Origin of the sequence: Psychrobacter sp. NPDC078409 (assembly GCF_050268505.1) — a bacterium.
GTDB lineage: Bacteria > Pseudomonadota > Gammaproteobacteria > Pseudomonadales > Moraxellaceae > Psychrobacter.
This window is the reverse complement of record NZ_JBNNGW010000002.1, coordinates 540446-561049: the sequence shown is the minus strand read 5'-3', so window position 1 is coordinate 561049 and position 20604 is coordinate 540446. Positions and strand designations below refer to the sequence as shown.

The window sequence follows — 20604 nt, the reverse complement described above, 5'->3', positions numbered from 1 at the left end:
ATATTAAACAGGATTAACGCAAGTTTAACTCAGGAACCGTTTGACCGCGTTTGGCATAAAACTCGCTGACAAACTCATCAAATTTATCTTGCTCGATAGCATCTCTAATACCCTGCATCAAACGTTGGTAATAGCGTAAATTATGAATGGTCGCTAACTGAGCACCTAGCATCTCTTTACACTTATTAAGATGGTACAGATAAGCGCGGCTAAAGTTTTGGCAAGTATAGCAGTCGCACTCAGGATCTAGTGGGCCTTCATCATTGCGATATTGGCTATTACGGATACGTACCACGCCAGCATTGTCTGCATCGCCCGTCACAAAGTAATGGCCATTACGCGCGTTACGCGTTGGCATCACACAGTCGAACATATCCACACCGCGGCGTACGCCTTCAACTAAATCCTCAGGCTTACCAACACCCATAAGATAGCGTGGCTTATCTGCTGGCATATCGTCAGGCAGGTAGTCTAGGACATCTATCATCTCTTCTTTAGGCTCGCCAACTGAAAGACCACCAATAGCATAACCATCAAAACCAATCTCTAATAGGCCTTCAAGTGATTGCTGACGCAAATCAGGATACATACTGCCTTGCACGATACCGAACAATGCGTTAGTGCTGCCCAGTCTGTTGTGCTCATCGATACAGCGCTGTCCCCAACGTAATGATAGCTCTAACGACTTTTTCGCTTCGTCATGAGTGGCTGGATAAGGCGTACATTCATCGAACTGCATGACGATGTCCGAGTTCAAGCTGTACTGAATCTGCATAGATTTTTCTGGAGACAGAAACACCTTTGCGCCATCGATAGGAGATTTAAAATTTACGCCTTCTTCGGTAATTTTACGCATTGCGCCGAGGCTGAATACTTGGAAGCCGCCTGAATCGGTCAAGATAGGCTTGTCCCAATGCATAAACTTATGTAAGCCACCAAATTTATCAATGACTTCAGTACCCGGACGTAACCAGAGATGGAAGGTATTGCCCAAAATAATATCAGCACCAATGGCTTCGATATCACGTGGAAGCATGCCTTTGACCGTACCATAAGTACCAACAGGCATAAAAGCAGGCGTTTGCACGTCGCCATGATTGAGATGAACCGTACCACGGCGTGCACGCGTTGCACCGCTGGCCGTTTTATGTAAGACAAATTGCATATGATAACCGCTATTTAAGCTATGAAAATGGCGCTAATTATAACATTGTTAGCGGTTTTTTGGACATATAGTCAGAGAATCACTGAACTGCTACAGCGTTACTCTCCCTAAATGTACTACTTGTACAGTTTTCAGTTGGCGGCCTTGTACTCTTTTTAGCGTTCTCTAGCTATAGTTATTAGGTGTCATCGATATACGCACAATATACACTTTGGTCAATATTGCTTTACTATAACCAAAAAACACAGATAGCACGCCAAAAGACACAGACAGTGCTAAAGGTCTGTTGATACAGTAGAAGTTATACAGGTGAGGTAATAATCATTGCCACATCATGCTTTTAGATGCTGGAGATATGACATGAAAAAGACAGCTTATTTATTATTGAGTGGTTCATTATTGATATCAGGAGGGGCTATGGCTACCGAAGAGCCGAAATACACAGTATTGACCCAAGTAGATGACTTTGAGCTGCGTCGTTATGATGAGCAGCTAGTGGCGCAAACGTGGGTGAGTGGTGACCAAGACTCAGCAAGTCGTGAAGGGTTTAAGATTTTAGCGGACTATATTTTTGGTAATAACACAGCCCCAAGTGGAGACAGTAGTAAAATTAGTATGACGGCACCTGTCACGATGCAAGCTGATAACAAAAAAAGTGATAATGAGTCACAAAAAATTGCCATGACAGCACCAGTCAGTATGCAACAAGACGATGGTAAGTGGCGCGTGCAATTTACGATGCCTAGTAAATATACGATGCAAACACTGCCAAAGCCAAACAATCCAAACGTTGAGATTATAGAAGTGCCTGCACAAACTTACGGTGTGATTAAGTTCTCTTGGCTCGCAGGAGAAGATAAAGTAGCGGAAAAAACTGAAGCGCTGCAAACATGGATGCAAGACCAGAATTTGACGCCTACAGGCGAGCCTGAATTGGCTCGTTATAACCCGCCTTGGACGCTACCATTCTTACGTCGCAATGAGGTGATGATTGCGTATCAACCTAAATAGTAAACAGCCCATAAAAAAAGACAGCAATCGCTGTCTTTTTTGTGCTTCATTTAAGGTATCTGAGTTAGACGTTTTGCTCACGGATGATATTAAGCATGCGACGTAATGGTTCTGCTGCGCCCCATAACAACTGATCACCAACAGTAAATGCGCCTAGATACTCAGGGCCCATATTCAACTTACGCAAGCGACCTAGAGCAACAGTTAAGGTGCCAGTCACTGCTACTGGCGTTAGGCGATTCATAGTAGCTTCTTTATCATCTTCGACCAAGTCCAACCACTCGTTGCCACTGTTTTTGAGTGCAGCTTCGATTTCTTCTAGCGGAATGTCTTTTTTCAGTTTGATCGTTAGACCTTGCGCATGACAACGCATGGCACCGACGCGTACACACATACCGTCAATAGGAATCGTACTGGCTTCATCATTACCCAAGATCTTATTGGTCTCGACGCCGCCTTTCCATTCCTCTTTTGACTGTTTGTTTTCTAGCTGAGCATCGATATAAGGAATCAAGCTACCTGCCAGTGGTACACCGAAGTATTGTGTAGGGAAGTCTGCTGAGCGCTGAGTCTGAGCGATTTTTTTATCAATCTCAAGAATAGCACTAGCAGGGTCAGCCAATTCGTCTTGGACGGCATCACGCAATACACCCATACCGTTGATGAGCTCGCGCATGTTGTTTGCGCCAGAGCCACTAGCAGCTTGATATGTCATCGCGCTGACCCATTCGACCCAACCTTTATTAAACAGCTCACCGATAGCCATCAGCATCAATGATACGGTACAGTTGCCACCGATAAAGTCTTTTTTGCCGTTGGCTAGGGCACTATCAATAACGTTACGGTTGACTGGATCAAGAATGATGATGCTGTCATCTTTCATTCGCAGCGTACTTGCCGCATCAACCCAATAGCCGTTCCAACCACTATCACGCAATGGTTGATGGACTTTTGACGTATAGTCACCACCTTGGCAAGTAATAACGACATCACAAGCAGCAAGTGCGTCAATATCATGAGCGTCTTTTAGTTGGCCGGTTTCAATACCATCGAATTTTGGTGCATCACCACCAGCATTACTGGTAGAAAAAAACACGGGTGTAATACCGTTGAAGTCATTTTCTTCCTGCATACGTTGTATCAATACTGACCCTACCATACCGCGCCAGCCTACCAAACCTACTGTTAAATCACTCATGAAGTTCAATCCTATTTACAATTATTTGTTGCATCGTCAACCGATAACAATGCCGTGAATGGCGCGAAAAAGCAAGGCGTTTTGGCTATTATTTGGTCGTTTTCCATACACTATTAACTATGTCGGCCATAACTTTAAGTTATTACTATTGAAGAGATACTTGGCGACCTTGCGACCTCAAAAATATGGTGTTTAATAAAGCACTCATTACATTGCGTAATCTAATATTGTAACGTTTTATGATAGTTGTCACATAATTGAGACTCACCAGTAGGCGAGAATCTTCTGAAATGCTAAAGTAAGTCTCAAACACAGTTACTCGACGTTAGTTATTTAATGTCAGGTGAGTTACAACCACGATATTTCTTATCAAACAAAAGCTTAACCAATATACATCATCGGCTCTATTAATATTTCAATCAACGGTTAGTACCTATTTATGGATCTCTCACTATTATATTACGCCTTACAAGGTCTAGCAGGATTCATCGCCTTTGTCACAATCTGGGGCTGGCTGCCGCTAGATAACTGGTGGGTGCGTGGTGTTGAGTTTCCACGCATCCAAATAATGGTGCTTGGTATTATCGCTTGGGTCGGCATGATAGTGTTTTTCTCAGAGTGGGAATTAGGGCAATGGATATTATTTGTTGTGTTGAGCGGTACGTTAGCATTTCAGCTGAGAATGGTACTGCCGTATACTAAGCTATGGAAAAAAGAAGTTCAAAAGGCAAAAGATAAGCCAGAAGGGCAAGCGCATCAAATAAAAATCATGGTATCAAACGTATTGACGCCCAATGACGAAACAAAAAAACTGGTCGATTTGGTTAAGCAAAAGCAGCCGGATATCTTAATTACATTAGAGAGTGACAAGAAATGGGAGCAAGCCTTACAGCAAGTCGAGTCTGACTATCCCTATACCGTGAAAGTGCCACTAGATAATCTATATGGCATGCACTTGTATTCTAAGCTTGAGCTGATTGATCCTGAAGTTAAGTACTTGATGATTGATGATATACCGTCTATACATACTCAATTGCGTTTGCAAGGAGGCCGCGTCATTTGGTTATATTGCTTGCATCCCATGCCGCCTAGCCCAACTGAAGCTGATAAATCCACCACGCGTGATGCTGAGCTGCTCATGGTAGGTAAACACATAAAAGAAAACGACCAAACGGCAATACTGGCAGGTGATCTCAATGATGTCGCATGGTCAAAAACCACGCGTCGCTTTCAGCGTATCTCTGGCCTACTAGATCCTCGTATTGGTCGACATTTTATTAATACCTTCCATGTTAAATACCCATTTCTGCGTTGGGCTCTAGACCATATCTTTCATAGTGCCTGTTTTACAGTAGTTGATATTCAGCGTATGCCATCCGTAGGATCTGATCACTTTCCTGTGATGACTACCTTACAATATGAGCCAGAAGAGGCAAGCAAGCAAGAAGGCAATGCGCCTACTGCACAAGCAGAAGATATCCAAGAAACTGACAACAAAATCGAAGAAGGCAAGAAAGAAGGCGAAAAAGTGTCAGAAGAGCACAGACAAGAGCAGCGCAGTTTTGGTTAATAAAAGAGGCCGTTTATTAACGGTAATGCATAAAAGTGATGTAAGCATATGCTTACGCAAAATAGAGTCTTTAGCTTCTATCGGCACCAAATCCATTGGCCTATAATACATCCATCAACACAAGGATACGCATGGATGTAGTGTTGAGACAGTATCAATAAAAGCACAGGTCAGCCCGCTGTCTTATATAATACTGTTAAATGACTTAGGATGAGTCAGCACGGAAGAGAGATAATAACAATAACACGAAGTATTGAAACCCTGAACCAATCGCCCTAGGTTCGGGGTTTTTCTTTGTGTATAGATTTTGATTTATCAAGATTTAAACTATTTAACTTTGATATTTTTTTAAAGCATCCAGTTAAATATCTAACTGCGCGAAATAAAGAAGGGTATATGCAATGGCATATACCCTTCTTTATTTAAATCGATTCAGTACTTTCGCTAACTTAATACTATTAGCTTATTGCAACATACTAGCCAAGTATCTGAATATAAGCGCCAGCACGTAGCTCTTGTAACCAGTCTTCTTGAGCTTGTGGTGCTAGGCGTTGATACAACGCTTGACGTGCCATATTGCGACGATATTGCTCGCTAATATCTTGATCGCGCTTACCGTCGACTTTTAGGATATGCCAACCAAACTGTGTCTTGAATGGCGCAGAGTAGTCGCCAACAGCCGTATTTTTCATTGTGGCTTCAAATGGACCAACCATATCTTCTTCGCTAACCCAATCAAGGTCGCCGCCACGTCCCGCAGAACCTGGATCATCTGAATACGTTGAAGCTAAACTAGCAAAATCAGCGCCGCTACGAAGCTGCTCGTATAGATCATTGATTTTTTGTTCAGCAAGCGCGTCAGTCTGTAGATCATCGACTTTGACTAAGATATGGCGAGTATGCCACTGTGGTATCAGCATTGTATTGCTGGCTTTTTTATCAGCAAGCTTGATGATATCAATCCCTTCAGGAGTCAATAATGGCTCGCTTACAGTACCAACGTCTAGCTTGGTAATTTTGCTAGACAGCTCTGTCGGTAAAGAAGCGGCCTTGTGAAAGCCCATATCTCCACCTTGTAATGGAATCGGATAGCTTCCTTGGCTAGCAGTAACAGCTTCAGCGACGTTGACATTTGGCTCAAGCAAACGCGTGCGTAATGCTTGCGCGACTTTTAATGCTTCTTCACGTTGAGCGGCCGATAGGCGACTATAGTCATCTATATAAGGCACACGTACGTGAATGGTTTGATATTCGCTTTGGTTCAGACGTTTGGCTTCAGGTGAGGCCAAAAATGCATCAATGTCCTGCTCGCTAATACGTACTCGGCGAGTAATTTGACGCTGCTGTAGCGCTTGGATAGAAGCCTCTTCGATCAGTTTGGCACGTAGATTGGCATAACTACCAGGTTGCGCTGCATCTAGACGTTGCTGCAATGCTGCGATGCTATTAAGGCCTTCAGCTTGAGCGATTTGACCAAGACGTTGATTGATTTCTGCTTCATCGGCAGACAGTCCCGCGCGTTTGACCATAGACAGTTGTAGTTCACGCAAAATAAGTGCGTTTAACACTTCAGACTGTAGTTGTGCTGAGTTTGCGATAGGCTCTCCAGCAGCTTTTGCACGTGCTTGAGTTTGCTCGATAGCATCAACCAGTTCGCTTTTTAAGATAGCATTTTCATTAACTAGGGCAATAATACCGTCTGTGCTATTGGCTGGCGTCAAGCGATCAACTGAGCTTTGCGCAACAGAAGTAGAAGCTTGAGCCGCTGCAGGTTTGACAGTAGCAGCGTTGGCACTTAACGTAAGCGTAAGGCCTGCCATAGATAGCAATACTGCTCTGCTAGTCTGACGTAAAGAAAAAAATCTCATGATGCTCCTCATAAATGTCATTGCATCGGATGGTAGTCGGTCAACTCTATCCAATACTCTTAATAATAAAATATTCGACAGCGTTTCCCATAATAGGGGTTTAAATAGTGTCTTATAAATATTTACGTAAATAACTCTAATCTAGCAAAAAACTGGTTAGTCTTTCCATGCCGTCTGTACAGGTTCAAAGCCTAAAATCTTATCAGCAAGCAATCGTGTCAAGCGGCTACTACCGCTGCCAAGACCATTTAATCTAACTTCTGCCATAATAGCTTGTGTTGGCTCGTCTTTTACGTTTAGGTCATTGTAATAGCGGCGACCATAGACAGCAAAGCCGAAACAGCAATCTTCGTAATCAACACCGATGAGTGAATCAAGCATCTTGTTACGATTATAATCGTACTGACCCTGAGCCAATATGCGCCAGCTGTTATTGATAGGGAAAACAGCGGAAGCGGTAAACGCCGATAGTGGCAACTGATCGGTATTGTCATCACGCTGGCGTTTGACATAACCTACGTTAAATAAGCTATTGTCTGATGGCTGATAACGCAGCTCAGTCGTAATGTAGTTCAAATCATAGTTACTGGTTAGGGCACCGCTAACATCAACCCAAAAATTATTATAAGGCTGAGTGCTGGTATCCCATACCATACCTGAAGAAGACGAGGTAAATACTGGCTGATCGTCATCAAGTGTTACACGTCCATCATCTAGATAGAACTGTTCTGCAATGCTACCATCAAAACGTGTCACACCCGTTGCATCGATGTAACGATAATTGACACCAGGCGTAATAGAATGCAAATCCTGCAAACGATCATGACCTAAGAACCAACTGTCCGAAAACAGCTGCTCATAGTTAATAGAGGCAATACGCGTATTAAAGTTAGGAATATCGTTTTGGTTCTTATACGGTGAATACGTATATTTTACGCGTGGACTAAGTAAACGATAGCCGCCCATCGTATCGTCAAACGCACCAAATGGTGAGCCCGCTTGATAGAAGTGTAGACCTGCATCGATACTGGCTTGCGGAACAAACACCGATTGACTGCCATCTTCTTCACTAAGCTGATTATCTTCTAAGCTATCTTCATCATATGAAGTATATAGATGCTGCAAGCTAAGCTTAGGTTTGATATAACCCCAAGAGGTTTCCATCGGATAGGCAGCGCTCAGTTTATTGTAAATACGTGCACCACTTTTTTCGTTTTCAGAGCCATCATCGATAGATTTTTTGAAGTATGCAGAATCATGAATACCAGTGATATCGAAGCGCTCAGCCCAAGGCAGGCGATAATTTAATTTGAGCTGTGGCAAGCGTGAGTACGGCTTGTCTTTGTCTTCTAACGCTTCACCACTATCAGTGAATGCATCTAAAGTCTGGAAGGTTTCTACTTTTAGTTCACCATCGACATAATCATTGTAATAATTGACGCGGGCACGACGTGGCAAGTTTATGGTGCTGTCCGATAATCCCAACGTATCAAAATCATTAAGGTAATCGGCATCTGATACATAGTTGTATTCGGCGTCAGCGCTTAATCGTGGAATGCTTTTCGACGACCAAGTGTGGTCATAAAACAAGCTGCTACGATCTTCGTCGTCATACTCTTTATCGTTTGGTAAGTATGAACCGTTTAAAATACCTTCCCCATAATTCTCGGTCAGATAACGGAACTCACCTGATAGCATAGGGTTACGGTCAGTATAAATATGCGTGTTAAGAGTAGCATCATAGTTAGGCGCTAAGTTGAAATAATACGGGATATCAACTTCAAGACCGCTTTCACTACTGACACTGGCACTTGGTAATAAAAATCCACTACTACGGCGACTGTCTATCGGGAAGTTAAAGTAGGGTAGATAAAATACGGGTATGTCAGCCACACGGAAAGTGGTGTTATAAGCTTCGCCGCGCCCTGTATCGGTATTTAGATCAATACTTTTGGCTTCAAATTGCCATTTGCGGTTGGTAGGTGGACAGGTACTAAACATAACCTGATCCAGCTCATATTCACTCTCGTTAGGTTTGTTTAAGCGTTTGGCATAGCCGTGCGCTTGTAGTCCAACACTGGCAAAAGCCACATCATTGGCTGTTGATTGACCAGTCTCAGTATTGTAATTCAAGCTATCCGCGACGCCAATTAGGCCGCCTTGTGCCGCTCTATCGTTAAAGCTAGCTTGGCCGTTATTTGTAGCGGCATTGTTTGTAGAGACGTTGCTTGTACGCTGCCCAGTCGCATTATCTGTAAACATGACTTTGCCTTGAGCAGCTGCAACGCCATTGCTCAGGTCAATCATGACTTTTTCTGCTTCGATATGCTGAGTACCTTGGTCAATTTTTACATTGCCAGATAGCTCAGCGTAATTCACGTTATTGTAATAACCGTAATCTGACTCGGTAAATAAAGGAGCTTGATTGTTCGGAATGCTAGCCACATTTGGTGCTGGTTGTCCGTTTGCCGTACCAGCTTCGTTTACAGCGCGTTGATAGTTGGGGTTACTCTGCGGATATACCCATTGACCTTCACAGCGCTGGGCACTGTCCACGGCCTTCGGCAGTAGACGTAAATCTCTACCGACCTTTGGAATCGTCTGTGCAGCAGGCATCGCATTATTATGAGCATTGTTCGCTTCAGTATTGATAGCCTCATTGTTTAATGTTGAAGCATCGGTATCTGGAGTTAGCTCATAAAACTCTGCTAAGCGCATTAAGCTGGCTTGAATACTCTCATCATTAAGATCTAGTTTGCCATTGTCCGTTGTTATCGCTTTAGGGACAAAGGCATTGCTATCTAGTGTATTACTGCTTGGTTGGTTGCTAGTTTCTGAATTTAGATTAGCAGCCTCATTAATCTCTGTAATATCTAGGTCATTGTTCTCAGAGAATCTGCTATCTAACGCAGTATCATTCGATAAAGTAACGTTATTCGTATTAGCAGAATTAGTATTCTCTTGATAGCTGTCATTTAGAATATCTGCTTCTTGATAGCCATCATTACTTTGAGTACGACTAATACTATTGGCGTCAGTCGCTACACTATTAGACGCATAGCTGCCTGTACTGTCCGTAGTGAGTGGTTCAGTTTTTTGCGTATTGGCATCACCAATGGCAGCACTGACAGTTAGGCTAGATAAGCCTAAGGCACCAAATAAGATCAAGCGGATGCTTTGGTAAAGCGGAGAATATAACAAGGGCACACCTATGATTGCAGAGCTTATTGGATTGCATGACTGAATTTAGTAGCGGTTTCACCGAACGACATAAAGCAGTGAACGAGCAACTAAAATATGACTAATGTATTCTCAAAAATTTGAATGTTTTACATATAATGACGACTAATCATAGTCAAAAAAAACCAAATCAGCTACACTATTTACCAAAATTTATAATATAGCCATGCTGATTTTTAAGTAGCGATAGCGATTCTATCCGACATCAAATATTGAATGATATAGCAATACGTCTGTGGCAGCTTGTATAGCACCGCCGCATATTGCTATTTTAGCAAGTATTTGTCCGACTTATCACTACTTTAATTATTTATGACTTATATTTAACCAGCGATGTCCAATATGACTGACAAAACGACTTTAGAGACTGATATGATCGATGAAAATAACAACCGTCAACAGCAATTAGAACAATGGTTACAGCAAGTCTTTTTAGATCAAACATTTAGTCTAGACAGCTTACCTGGCGACGCTAGTGCCCGCCGATATCATCGTATCGAACTATCAGAGACAGACGATAGCGCCAACAAGCATTATATCGTCATGGACTCCGCTGACGAGCAAGATGCGATGCTGCAGTTTATCAATGTCGCTAAGCTGATGGCACCTGCTGTCAACGTGCCGACTCTGACTGCACAAAATGTAGAAAAAGGATTTTTGGTATTACAAGATTTTGGCACAGTAGAATTTGCCCATTTGCTTGTCGATGCCACCTCAGACCAAATCAATGACTACTATCAGCTAGCAATGCAGACATTAGTGGCGCTACAAACGGTACCAGTAGAAACGGCAAGGTCGCAACATCAGCTGCCAGATTATGACACAGCACTATTAGACCGTGAGATGGATTTATTTAGTGAATGGTTTATGCCTTATATTGGTATAGCGCTAAATGAGCAAGTCTGGGGAAATCTAAAAATAGCATTAATGAATGAGATTTTGCGACAGCCACAAGTGGTGGTACATCGTGATTATCACAGCCGCAACCTTATGCAAGACCAAGCAGATCAATCAAAGCTGGGCGTGATTGATTTTCAAGATGCCGTCATTGGCTCGTATGCTTATGATTTAGTGTCGTTAGTCCGCGATGCTTATGTTGAGTGGTCAGAGAACCAGATAGCTGCATGGATTGAGGACTTTTGGCAGCTACAAAAACAAAAATCACTAACCACTGCTGATAGTGCGGTGCAGTTTGAAAACGATGTGAATGTTATAGGCGTACAACGTCATCTAAAGGTATTAGGGATCTTTATTCGTTTGTCTGAGCGTGATGGCAAAGACCGCTATTTGGCGGATATTCCTAAAGTCATGCGTGATTTGATTATTGAATTAAACTGGCTTGCCAAACATGGCAGCGATGAACTCAAACAATCAGTTATATCGTTTAATCAATGGTTACAAGAGGCAGTGCTACCTGCTTATAAAGAGAAGTTTGCTTCAGCGTAGATGACGCTCAGCTAAATTAATTTAAATAATAAAGATAGGAGCGCAGATGTCTACCTCTACGATTACACAAGCCATGATTTTGGCAGCGGGCAAGGGAACACGCCTACGTCCATTAACACTTGAGACACCTAAGCCTTTGGTTGAAGTCGCGGGTCAGCCGCTTATTGTATGGCATATTAAAGCACTACAAGCAGCAGGCATTACCGATATCACGGTCAATGCATCATGGTTGGCAGATAAGCTAATGGACAGCTTAGGCGACGGTTCACAGTATGGTGTAAAGCTGCATTGGTCAGTAGAAGACGATGAACCACTTGAGACCGCAGGCGGCGTTTTTCAGGCATTGCAATCAGGTAAACTAAAAGATGAGCCGTTTATTCTGGTCAATTCTGACGTCTGGACTACCTATGATTTCTCTCGATTAACAGACTATACATTGGGAGCGGATCAGCGCGCGCATTTGTTATTGATTGATAATCCAGAGCACAATAATGGCGGCGATTTCGCGATTAATAATGGTCTTGCTAGTGAACAACCGGTTGGCGATGCAGATAAGTATACCTTTGCAGGTATTAGCGTAATGTCACCAAAATTGGTAGAAGGGTTAGTATCAGGACAGCCTGCGGCATTAGCACCACTACTAAAGCAAGCAATGATAAAGTTTCAGATTACTGCTGAAGTGACGACAGATAATTGGATAGACGTGGGGACCCCAGAGCGTCTAACACAGGTTAATGAGTTTATCGAACAGAATGATATCAAGCATGCAGGTAGGCCAAGCTGATAAATTTAAGATAAATAAAAAGCAGCGTTGATTATTCAACGCTGCTTTTTTTATGCATATAGAGTTATTTTTTACGACATTCTTAAAAGAGGTATTTGCAAGACAAAAATGCAAATTTAGCATCTAGCAAGCTATTTATTAGCTAACTAACCAACTACTCAATCGTATGATTAGGCAGTTACGCTAAACACCCATGGCCAGTTTAATTAGCTGAGCAATGGTAAACACCACTAAGAACCCTGCCAAATATAGACCCACGAACCATGCCCATTGCGATTGTTTTTTACTGAACTTTTTCATAGAGATCTCCTGATTAGCGTATGAAGTCTGACTACCATCTATAAACGATGATAGCCATCCTTTTTAGCTGATCCGTTGTCCGTCGCGATTAGCGACTAGTACATTGGATTGTGATCAGACTTACCTTTAAAGGTATAGTAAGCAAATGCTGTATAGCTCAAGATAATCGGTAACATGATACAGGCGCCAATCAGCATAAATGATAACGAGGTATCGGCAGCAGCAGCTTCATAAATCGTCATTTGATACGGTACGATATAAGGGAATAGGGCGAAACAAACCCCAATATAACCCATTAAAAATAAGGCAACCGTTAGTAAAAATGGACGATACTCACGCTCTGTTTTTAAGTCTTTACGCATGATAAAGAATAAAAGCATGACAATGATAGGCATAGGAGCGAGGTATAATAAATCTGGGAAACTAAACCATCCTTCTAATGCATCGATGTCTGAGAAGTACATAAACGCTGTGACCACAACCATCGCTACTAGCAACGCAGTAAGCATCCATCTAGAAACTTGGCGCGCCCATACTTGTAATGTGTGCTCTGTTTTTATGATAAGCCACGTCGAGCCAAGTAAGGCATAACCAATAATCATGGCAAATCCGCACACAATCGAGAAGGGTGTGAGCCAATCAAATGGGCCACCAGTATATAGGCGGTTACTGGCTTCTAACCCTTGCACTAACGCCCCAAGCATAATGCCTTGAGAGAAAGTGGCAACGACTGAACCGACAAAGAAAAAGGTATCCCATACATGCCGGCGCGAAGAGGATTTAAAGCGAAACTCAAACGCCACACCGCGCATGATAAGACCGAACAACATGGCAGTCACGGGTAAATAAAGACCTGTCATAATGATGCCATAAGCAACAGGGAATGCTGCGAATAGACCACCACCGCCTAGTACTAGCCACGTCTCATTACCGTCCCAAAATGGCGCGATAGAGTTCATCATGCGGCTACGGTTTTTATCTGAGCCTGCAAATGGGAACAAAATACCGCAGCCCAAATCAAAGCCATCAAGCAGTACATAGACAAAGACAGACAAAGCAATCAAACCGCCCCAAATGAGAGGTAAATCTAATACATCACCGAAGTTAAACATTAGCGTAATCCTCCATCATCGACGTCGTTTGCAGGCTCATCTAAGCCTTCTTCAGTACCTTTGGCAGGATTACTATCACCACTTAACGCGCGGCCTTGACTCTCGGTCACTGAGTGCTCGTAGAAGTTGTCTTCTGCAGGATCTGTATAAGGTTTCGGCCCTTGAGCAATCAAGCGCAAGATATAAAAACTGCCTGCACCAAAGACAAATATGTACAGCACGATAAAGCCAATCAATGTGGTCGCTACTTGCTGTGCTGCAAGCGGAGACATACTTTCAGCAGTGCGAATCACCCCATAAACTGTCCAAGGCTGACGTCCTGTCTCGGTTACGAACCAACCTGATAGCAATGCGATAAAACCAAGCGGAGTCATCATCATCCAAGCACGGTGAAACCAGACACTGTCAGTATCGAACTGCTGTTTCTTGAAGTATTTGTATAGACTGAATAGGCCGACCAGTACCATAAGCATGCCAATACCTACCATGATACGAAATGCCCAAAACACAATAATGACAGGTGGTTGATCTTCAGGTGCCCAGTTTTTAAGCCCTTTAACTTCACCATCTAACGAGTGGGTTAGGATTAAACCAGTCACATAAGGAATTTTTACTTCGTACTTATTGGTCTGATTTTCTTGGTCAGGAATTGCAAAGAGACGTAGTGCGGCACCGCGCTCATCTTCCCAAAGTCCTTCCATCGCAGCAACTTTAGCAGGTTGATGCTCAAGCGTATTTAGACCATGTTCATCACCAATCAATACCTGCGCCGGCGCAACAAAGATGGCCATAATCATTGCCATACCTAGCATTACACGACCATGCGCGCGGTGCTCGACATGCTTTTTAGATTGAATATAGTAAGCACCGATACCACCGATGACAAAAGCAGTCGTCAGAAATGCTGCGGTCATCATATGAGCGTAGCGGTAAGGGAATGAAGGGTTGAAGATAATTTCAAGCCAGTCGGTAGGATAGAGCAGGCCATCTGCACCCATCATAAAACCTTGAGGGGTCTGCATAAAGCTGTTGGCGGCCAATATCCAAAAACCTGAAATCAAGGTACCGATAGCAACGATGGCGGTTGAGGCAAAATGCATGCGTTTGCTCACGCGGCCCCAACCAAATAGCATAATACCTAAGAAGGACGCTTCTAAGAAGAACGCTGTCAGTACCTCATAGGCGAGTAATGGGCCTAAAACGTTACCGGCTTTATCAGAGAATACAGCCCAGTTAGTACCGAACTGGTAGGACATTACCACGCCTGATACCACGCCTAAACCAAAGACGACAGCAAATATTTTGACCCAATGCTTGTAGACTTCAGCATAGATAGGTTCACCAGTTCTTAACCAGCGGAATTCAAGCACCGCAAGCCAGCTGGCTAGACCGATAGAAAAGGCGGGAAAGACGATATGGAACGAGATAACAAAAGCGAATTGGATACGCGCAAGCATCAGCGCATCGAGCTGGTCAATCATAAATGTAGCGAACATAAACGGTTACTCTCATCTGTTAGCTGAATAGCGCTGACTTCCATACAACGCTCAAGTAACTGTCCGTAACTATCCATCGATCAAAGTGGCAAGCATTACGGGCAATAGCTCAGTGACGTGGACTTAGCTCCATTAGACATAAATTGTGGCTAAGTTTGCGACTCACTGTTTAGCTGAATTGAATAATTTATGTCCTTATAAATTTACATATTACTGTCATGTGCTATAGATATATTATGCGCTCACCTAGATATACACGCAAGCAACCCAGTCTGTCTGTTGCAGACCTCAGAGTCACCAAAATAACATAATTCAAACATTGAAAAATAAAATTAATATTATTAAAAACAAAGCAGTATGCGTGAACATACTGCATATCTGAAAGCTATGACTGATGTTTAAAGGTTACGATTTATATGTCAAAAACCTCGTGAAATAACAAAAATCTACATCATTCTTGTAGCTGCTTATGCAAAATTCTTCGCAACGTCAAAATGGTCTGCGGATTGGTCTGAATACTATGACCGCCATTGATAATAGTTTCAGACGCGGCACCATTGAGATGGGCACTGTTGTAAGGAACAATACCATCTGACAAACGCTCGGTCAGTGCCTGACTGATATCATCATTGACTGTCACAGCAGCAACAAGCGGCTCGGGTGGTAGCTGTGATGTCTCAGTATTATTACTCACATCAACGCTCGCCGTTTCATTTCCAGAGTTGTCTTCTACCGCTTGAGACAAATCAATCTTGGCACCATTTGGTTGTGTTTGTGCCAGTCCTTTAGTGATATCGGCATCGTTATTGGCAATGATTGAATGGTAAGTGATACGCTCATTCATAGTGATGTCTTTGGTTAACTCTATAAAAGAAGACTTGTCACTTAACTGGCTAGCACCGTTCTGCAAATATAACGCGCCCAGTGGGTTTTGCGCCAAGTCGCCTTGTGTGGCAATGGTTGCTAAGTTATCCGTGAATGTCTTGACCAAACCTACAGGTAAGTAAACGATGCGGCGTAGCGCACGGGTGAACCAGCGATCTGCATAATCGGTACCACGGAAAGGTGCAGATAGAAAAACAGCGGTGTCTACTTGCGGCAATGCCTGTAGCTCAAATCGTTCTTTTAACTCATCTTCGCCAAAAGAAGTCTTGAGCGCGTTACGGATTTGCTGCTTTTCATTGCTAGAGAGGATATCTTTGTCATTAAGCTTATCTAAATCATCGACTAAGTTTTCATCAGATAGCATCATACGAGCGATAATGGCACCCATACTATGACTGATAATCACACTGTTTTGACTGGCACGATTTTGTCCATTGGGATCAGTCTGCTGGTAGGTGCTGTTGATTAACTGCTGGATCTGGTAGCGATTTTCTAAAATAGGCAGATTGGTTGGATAGAATATTTGCCAAACTTGGTAATTATCACGCAGCTTGTCATCATTAAGAATATCGTTGGTCAGATTGACCCATGTGGCCGGACTAGAAGCTAGCCCGTGCAACATAATCAACACGCGTTTATCAGGATCATAAGGTTCAAGCATGAAGAGTTTGGGCAGCTGAGCATCTGGTTGGCGAGTAATCAAGTTTAAATAACCCACACCATCTAACTGGTTCTCTGATAACCATAAACCATATCCCGCCGAAAAGTTGGCTGCCAGTGGGTAGTCATTATTGAGAATATTAACGGATTCGGTTTGGTACGGGTTGTATAAATGAATATCAAGCTTACGACTGCCTAGCGCATCTAATACGCTATTGCCATCTGGCTTAATCAATCCAGTTAGTAAAAGATGTCCCGTCGGATAAATACGTGAGCTTGGCTCGCTGTCGTCCGTATTTTTATCCTCATTTGTTAGACGACCAGATAAGGAGGCGACCAATAATTGACGGATTGTGGTTGTATAGCGATCATCCAACGATGCTACCAAACTGATGCCCAAACCAGGACGCTTACTCACGGAATTGAGACCGGAGAGCCGCAGCTCATAAGTGGATGATAAGTCTGCCAAAGCGGAAGTTTGTTTATGAGCATTTTGCAGATAGTTGTTTTCGTTGGGCAAATAAATATCAAGATTGTAGTCATTTACGGTCACTTTCATGACTTTAACTTGGTCTGTTGCTTTGCCCTTTAGTGGTGGTCGATTGGCAATCGCTGCTTCATCCGTGTTATCACGCTTGGTAGAGGTTATTGGCAAATACTCTACTGTTGTATCACCCATCAACTTATTGGCATTTTCAGTTGATTGATAGATTTGAGTAATAACGTCATTGCTAGCAGCGTTATAAATATCTTGGGTCTGAATGTCATTGTCATTTGGAATACGGTTTTGCGCACGATGGCTATTGCTATTTTGCTCTGCACCTTCAAAGTCATGGGTTAAGCTGTCATAAAATAGGTAGGTATAGCTGTATTTGACGGCATCAAACAACCTTGCTTGATAATCGGTTAAGCACAGGTCGGTCTCTTCTTGCTGTGTTTTTGCGTCATCATCACTTAAGGGCGCATTGGCGTAATACGGATCAAGTGGCGGGCGTGCAAGCGCATTACGACAGTTTTTTGAATCAGATAGTTGACGCGCTTTTGCATAGTGCAGTTCTGCAAAAATAGCTAAGGCAGGCCGATAGTGCCTGTTAAGCATACTATCAGAGAGCTGAGTCAAGCATAAGTCAAATTGCTGCATACAGGCTTGCTCATTCAGTCCTGCTGACAGCAAAGCAGATGCTGTATCGCTACTTAGCGCGTTATCAGTGACGATATTGCCACGCTGCGCTGAGATGGTCTTAGCAGAGGCTTGTTTATCGACCGTCACCGTACTACACGCTGGTAGCAATACTGCTGCCGCCAAAAGCATAAGTGACGTAATGGGCAGAGTTTTTTTATTAGTATGCACTATTGTCTGTTTGCCAAAGCCAGCGAAAGTCATAAGTCAGTCCAATAAACGGTAGTTATGAGAGATGAGTAATGAAGGTAGCAATTGATAATGAGTGTAGCGCAACTTTTGACGTTAGACTATTTATTTGCAATTCTACAAAAGCGAGTTTTAAAACGAATGGTTTTCTGCTAGTCAAAAAAAAGCGCTTTTGCCTCATAGATATAAAACAAAAGCGCTTGGTATTTGAAACTTAGATTACTTATTAAAAATTTTATCTATTGAGGGTCTTATTAAACAAATATTTTATAAATCAAACCCTCAGTAGCAGCTAGTCTCAACAAGTACAGCATTTCTATGCACCTGGTTTTACACTGATGTCAGGAGCAGGGATATCCCAAATATAGAATTTGCCTTCTTCAACGAGTTTGATTTGTTGAGGAATAACAGTATTGTTAGGGTATTGCCCTTCAAGACGACGTAGACGCTCTAACGCATTAGCACGGCGGTCACTGAGTAGATCTGACTGTGCCAAGCTTTGTTCTGCTTCGGTGTATCCTAAAGCGACAGCTCGGTCTAGATACTTTTGACCTTCTTTGAACCCGCCACCTTCTGATAGCATCATGCCGTATAGGAAGTTAGCCTCACCACTATCAGGTTGCAGCTTGATAGCGCGATCGACATACTGACCACCACGTACCGTGTAGTCTGAACCCAAATCTAGATTACGACCCATACCGTTTAGCTTAGCGGCACGAAGCAACACATCAAAAGACGCATCTGGCGACTTGGCGTACGGTTCGATCCAATCAGCCAATACTTTGATTTTTTCACGTGTGTAATGACGCTGTGAGCGATTAGGGAAGTTTGGTGGATAGTGACGTGCGTTAGGGGATACGTCAGCGATGAAATCGTCTAATAAGCTAACATCAAGCTTATCAGTACCTAGCCCTTTTTGTTGTGGAATCAGTACAGTTTTCACAAAGCTCATGTCTGAGAGCTGTACTCGCGGTGTAGGAATATTCGGAAGTTGTCCGCTACGCAAGTCGATACCGGTGGCTGTCATTGGACCAGGCTCATAGACACGAGTAGTGCCGTTCATGACAGGTGCAGCAGCAGGCGACATCATTTGTGGTGTTTGAGGTTGAGCAGTACTAACAGATGCATTGTTTTGCAGAGTGCCGCTTAGTTGCATGTTAGTTGTTTGCGCATTAGTCGGCTGGCTGTTGCTGGCAGGTGTTGCTGGCAAGCTTGTTTGTGCGGTGTTGGCTTGAGCAGGACTGATAGCTGCATTAGGACGAGCAAGACGAATCACACGTTTGCTTGAATCCATCGCACTAGGTACAGCCGTTGCGGTAGCATCAGTTTCTGCTGCATTGACAGGTGCAGATAACAGCATGGCACAGGTTGCAGCCATGACGGTCAACGTTGCAAACTTCGGTGACTTAATAGAGTGGCTACTAGAGAGAATCGCTTTCATAAAAATCGTTACCTTGTTTAATTTATTTGGTTGTTATTCATTGATTGGACGGTAATATAAATAGCGCATTGCTGCAAAATCGTACAAATTTTTAATACCGTAGCAAATTAAGCTTTACGCTATCTGTGGTAGGATTGTTAATCACTAGAATTAAGCAAACCTACGTAAATCTGTGCCGCTATTAATTAGTAAGAAAATCGATAACAGCAGCTAACCACAGTACCTGTAACCATAAGCTATAAATGATAAGCGGTATCTTTCATACGATTTGCCATCCATCGCATGGTCCGACGTACTGCTGGAGACAAAGCAGCGCCGCCGCTTGCAAGTGCTAGCTCGCGATGATGCAGCTCCTCTTTATCCATTTGTGCCAATATTTCTTTTGAGCGCTGATCATGTTCAGGTAATTGCTTGATATGATCCTGTAGATGCTCGCTGACCTGCGCTTCTGTTTCTGCTACAAACCCTAAGCTAAACTCATTTGAGATCGCGCCTGCGACTGCACCGAGTCCAAAAGACATACCGTACCAAAGCGGCGTAAATACGCTGGCATGGCTACCAAGTTCGCTTAGACGAGTCTCGCACCAGACCAAATGATCGACTTCTTCTTCGGCCGATTGTTGCATGGCTTGTTTGACACCAGTGTCTTTTGCGGCAAATGCTTGGCCATGGTATAGACCTTGCGCACATACTTCACCTGTATGATTGATACGCATAAGACCTGAAACGTGCCGCGCCTCTGTGATGGTCAGCTCAGGAATCTCATCGCTACTGACGGGCAACGGACGCGTGCTTGGATTGGAATGGGGCACGACAGCTCGTAATGCCTTATCGACCCCAAGTAACAACTGGTCAATTTTAGATAAAGGACGCAGGGTCATAACTCACTCCTGATGGTGTTAAAAACTGTCAATAAAATAAAGTATGTTACCGTCTAAAAGCAACGGCATGATGCGTATTACTATAACAAACAATCCAAATTATCGGCTCGAATATTACTGTCTAGGTAGCCCATAAATAACTTATAGATAGTTCGTAGGTTGCTATAGCGATAAGAGT

At 43.1% G+C, this 20604-nt stretch carries 14 protein-coding genes; 4 read left to right on the top strand and 10 right to left on the bottom strand.

Annotated features, from left to right (window positions below; translation table 11 throughout):
* Positions 1–13: 13 nt before the first annotated feature.
* The gene (tgt, locus tag ACQKC9_RS05330) at positions 14–1165 is read right to left on the bottom strand and encodes a tRNA guanosine(34) transglycosylase Tgt (RefSeq protein WP_057759140.1); all 1152 of its coding nucleotides are present in this window, start codon (positions 1163–1165) and stop codon (positions 14–16) included.
* 360 nt (positions 1166–1525) lie between these two features.
* On the opposite strand from tgt, the gene ACQKC9_RS05325 reads away from it, so the two are divergent.
* Positions 1526–2176 carry an SOUL family heme-binding protein gene (locus ACQKC9_RS05325; protein WP_427620801.1) on the top strand — a complete coding sequence of 217 codons (651 nt, stop codon included), beginning with the start codon at positions 1526–1528 and terminating at the stop codon, positions 2174–2176.
* A 64-nt stretch (positions 2177–2240) separates the two neighbouring features.
* On the opposite strand, the gene asd is transcribed toward ACQKC9_RS05325, so the two are convergent.
* Positions 2241–3374 carry an aspartate-semialdehyde dehydrogenase gene (gene asd / locus ACQKC9_RS05320; protein WP_427620799.1) on the bottom strand — a complete coding sequence of 378 codons (1134 nt, stop codon included), beginning with the start codon at positions 3372–3374 and terminating at the stop codon, positions 2241–2243.
* Positions 3375–3813: 439 nt separating this feature from the next.
* Here asd and ACQKC9_RS05315 point away from each other — a divergent pair, with 439 nt between their 5' ends.
* Complete coding sequence (locus ACQKC9_RS05315; protein ID WP_427620797.1) at positions 3814–4944, top strand: endonuclease/exonuclease/phosphatase family protein; 1131 nt, start codon at positions 3814–3816, stop codon at positions 4942–4944.
* A gap of 476 nt (positions 4945–5420) precedes the next feature.
* Here ACQKC9_RS05315 and ACQKC9_RS05310 read toward each other — a convergent pair whose 3' ends face one another.
* Positions 5421–6812, bottom strand: coding sequence for a peptidylprolyl isomerase (locus tag ACQKC9_RS05310; protein WP_427620796.1), 1392 nt, complete (start codon positions 6810–6812; stop codon positions 5421–5423).
* Between the two features lie 156 nt (positions 6813–6968).
* Complete coding sequence (locus ACQKC9_RS05305; RefSeq protein WP_427620794.1) at positions 6969–10013, bottom strand: LPS-assembly protein LptD; 3045 nt, start codon at positions 10011–10013, stop codon at positions 6969–6971.
* A gap of 381 nt (positions 10014–10394) precedes the next feature.
* Here ACQKC9_RS05305 and ACQKC9_RS05300 point away from each other — a divergent pair, with 381 nt between their 5' ends.
* Together ACQKC9_RS05300 and murU are read left to right on the top strand one after the other, a co-directional pair.
* Positions 10395–11498, top strand: coding sequence for an aminoglycoside phosphotransferase family protein (locus tag ACQKC9_RS05300; protein WP_427620792.1), 1104 nt, complete (start codon positions 10395–10397; stop codon positions 11496–11498).
* 46 nt (positions 11499–11544) lie between these two features.
* Positions 11545–12282 carry an N-acetylmuramate alpha-1-phosphate uridylyltransferase MurU gene (murU, locus tag ACQKC9_RS05295; RefSeq protein ID WP_427620790.1) on the top strand — a complete coding sequence of 246 codons (738 nt, stop codon included), beginning with the start codon at positions 11545–11547 and terminating at the stop codon, positions 12280–12282.
* Between the two features lie 183 nt (positions 12283–12465).
* Here the strand turns inward: murU and ACQKC9_RS05290 are convergent, their stop codons facing one another.
* From ACQKC9_RS05290 to coq7, 6 genes are all read right to left on the bottom strand, one after another.
* Entirely contained in the window at positions 12466–12582 is a 117-nt protein-coding gene (locus tag ACQKC9_RS05290) for a DUF2474 domain-containing protein (protein WP_101206161.1), read from the bottom strand.
* A 95-nt stretch (positions 12583–12677) separates the two neighbouring features.
* Positions 12678–13694 (bottom strand): cytochrome d ubiquinol oxidase subunit II, encoded by a 1017-nt coding sequence (gene cydB, locus ACQKC9_RS05285; protein ID WP_057759155.1) that lies wholly within the window; start codon positions 13692–13694, stop codon positions 12678–12680.
* On the bottom strand, positions 13694–15190 hold the full coding sequence (locus ACQKC9_RS05280; RefSeq protein ID WP_298808092.1) for a cytochrome ubiquinol oxidase subunit I: 1497 nt from the start codon (positions 15188–15190) through the stop codon (positions 13694–13696). Before ACQKC9_RS05280 ends, cydB begins: the two co-directional genes overlap by 1 nt.
* A gap of 451 nt (positions 15191–15641) precedes the next feature.
* Positions 15642–18119 carry an esterase/lipase family protein gene (locus ACQKC9_RS05275; RefSeq protein WP_427620788.1) on the bottom strand — a complete coding sequence of 826 codons (2478 nt, stop codon included), beginning with the start codon at positions 18117–18119 and terminating at the stop codon, positions 15642–15644.
* Between the two features lie 301 nt (positions 18120–18420).
* Positions 18421–19545 (bottom strand): hypothetical protein, encoded by a 1125-nt coding sequence (locus ACQKC9_RS05270; RefSeq protein ID WP_427620787.1) that lies wholly within the window; start codon positions 19543–19545, stop codon positions 18421–18423.
* Between the two features lie 236 nt (positions 19546–19781).
* Positions 19782–20426 (bottom strand): 2-polyprenyl-3-methyl-6-methoxy-1,4-benzoquinone monooxygenase, encoded by a 645-nt coding sequence (gene coq7, locus ACQKC9_RS05265; protein WP_201548047.1) that lies wholly within the window; start codon positions 20424–20426, stop codon positions 19782–19784.
* Between the last annotated feature and the right edge of the window lie 178 nt (positions 20427–20604).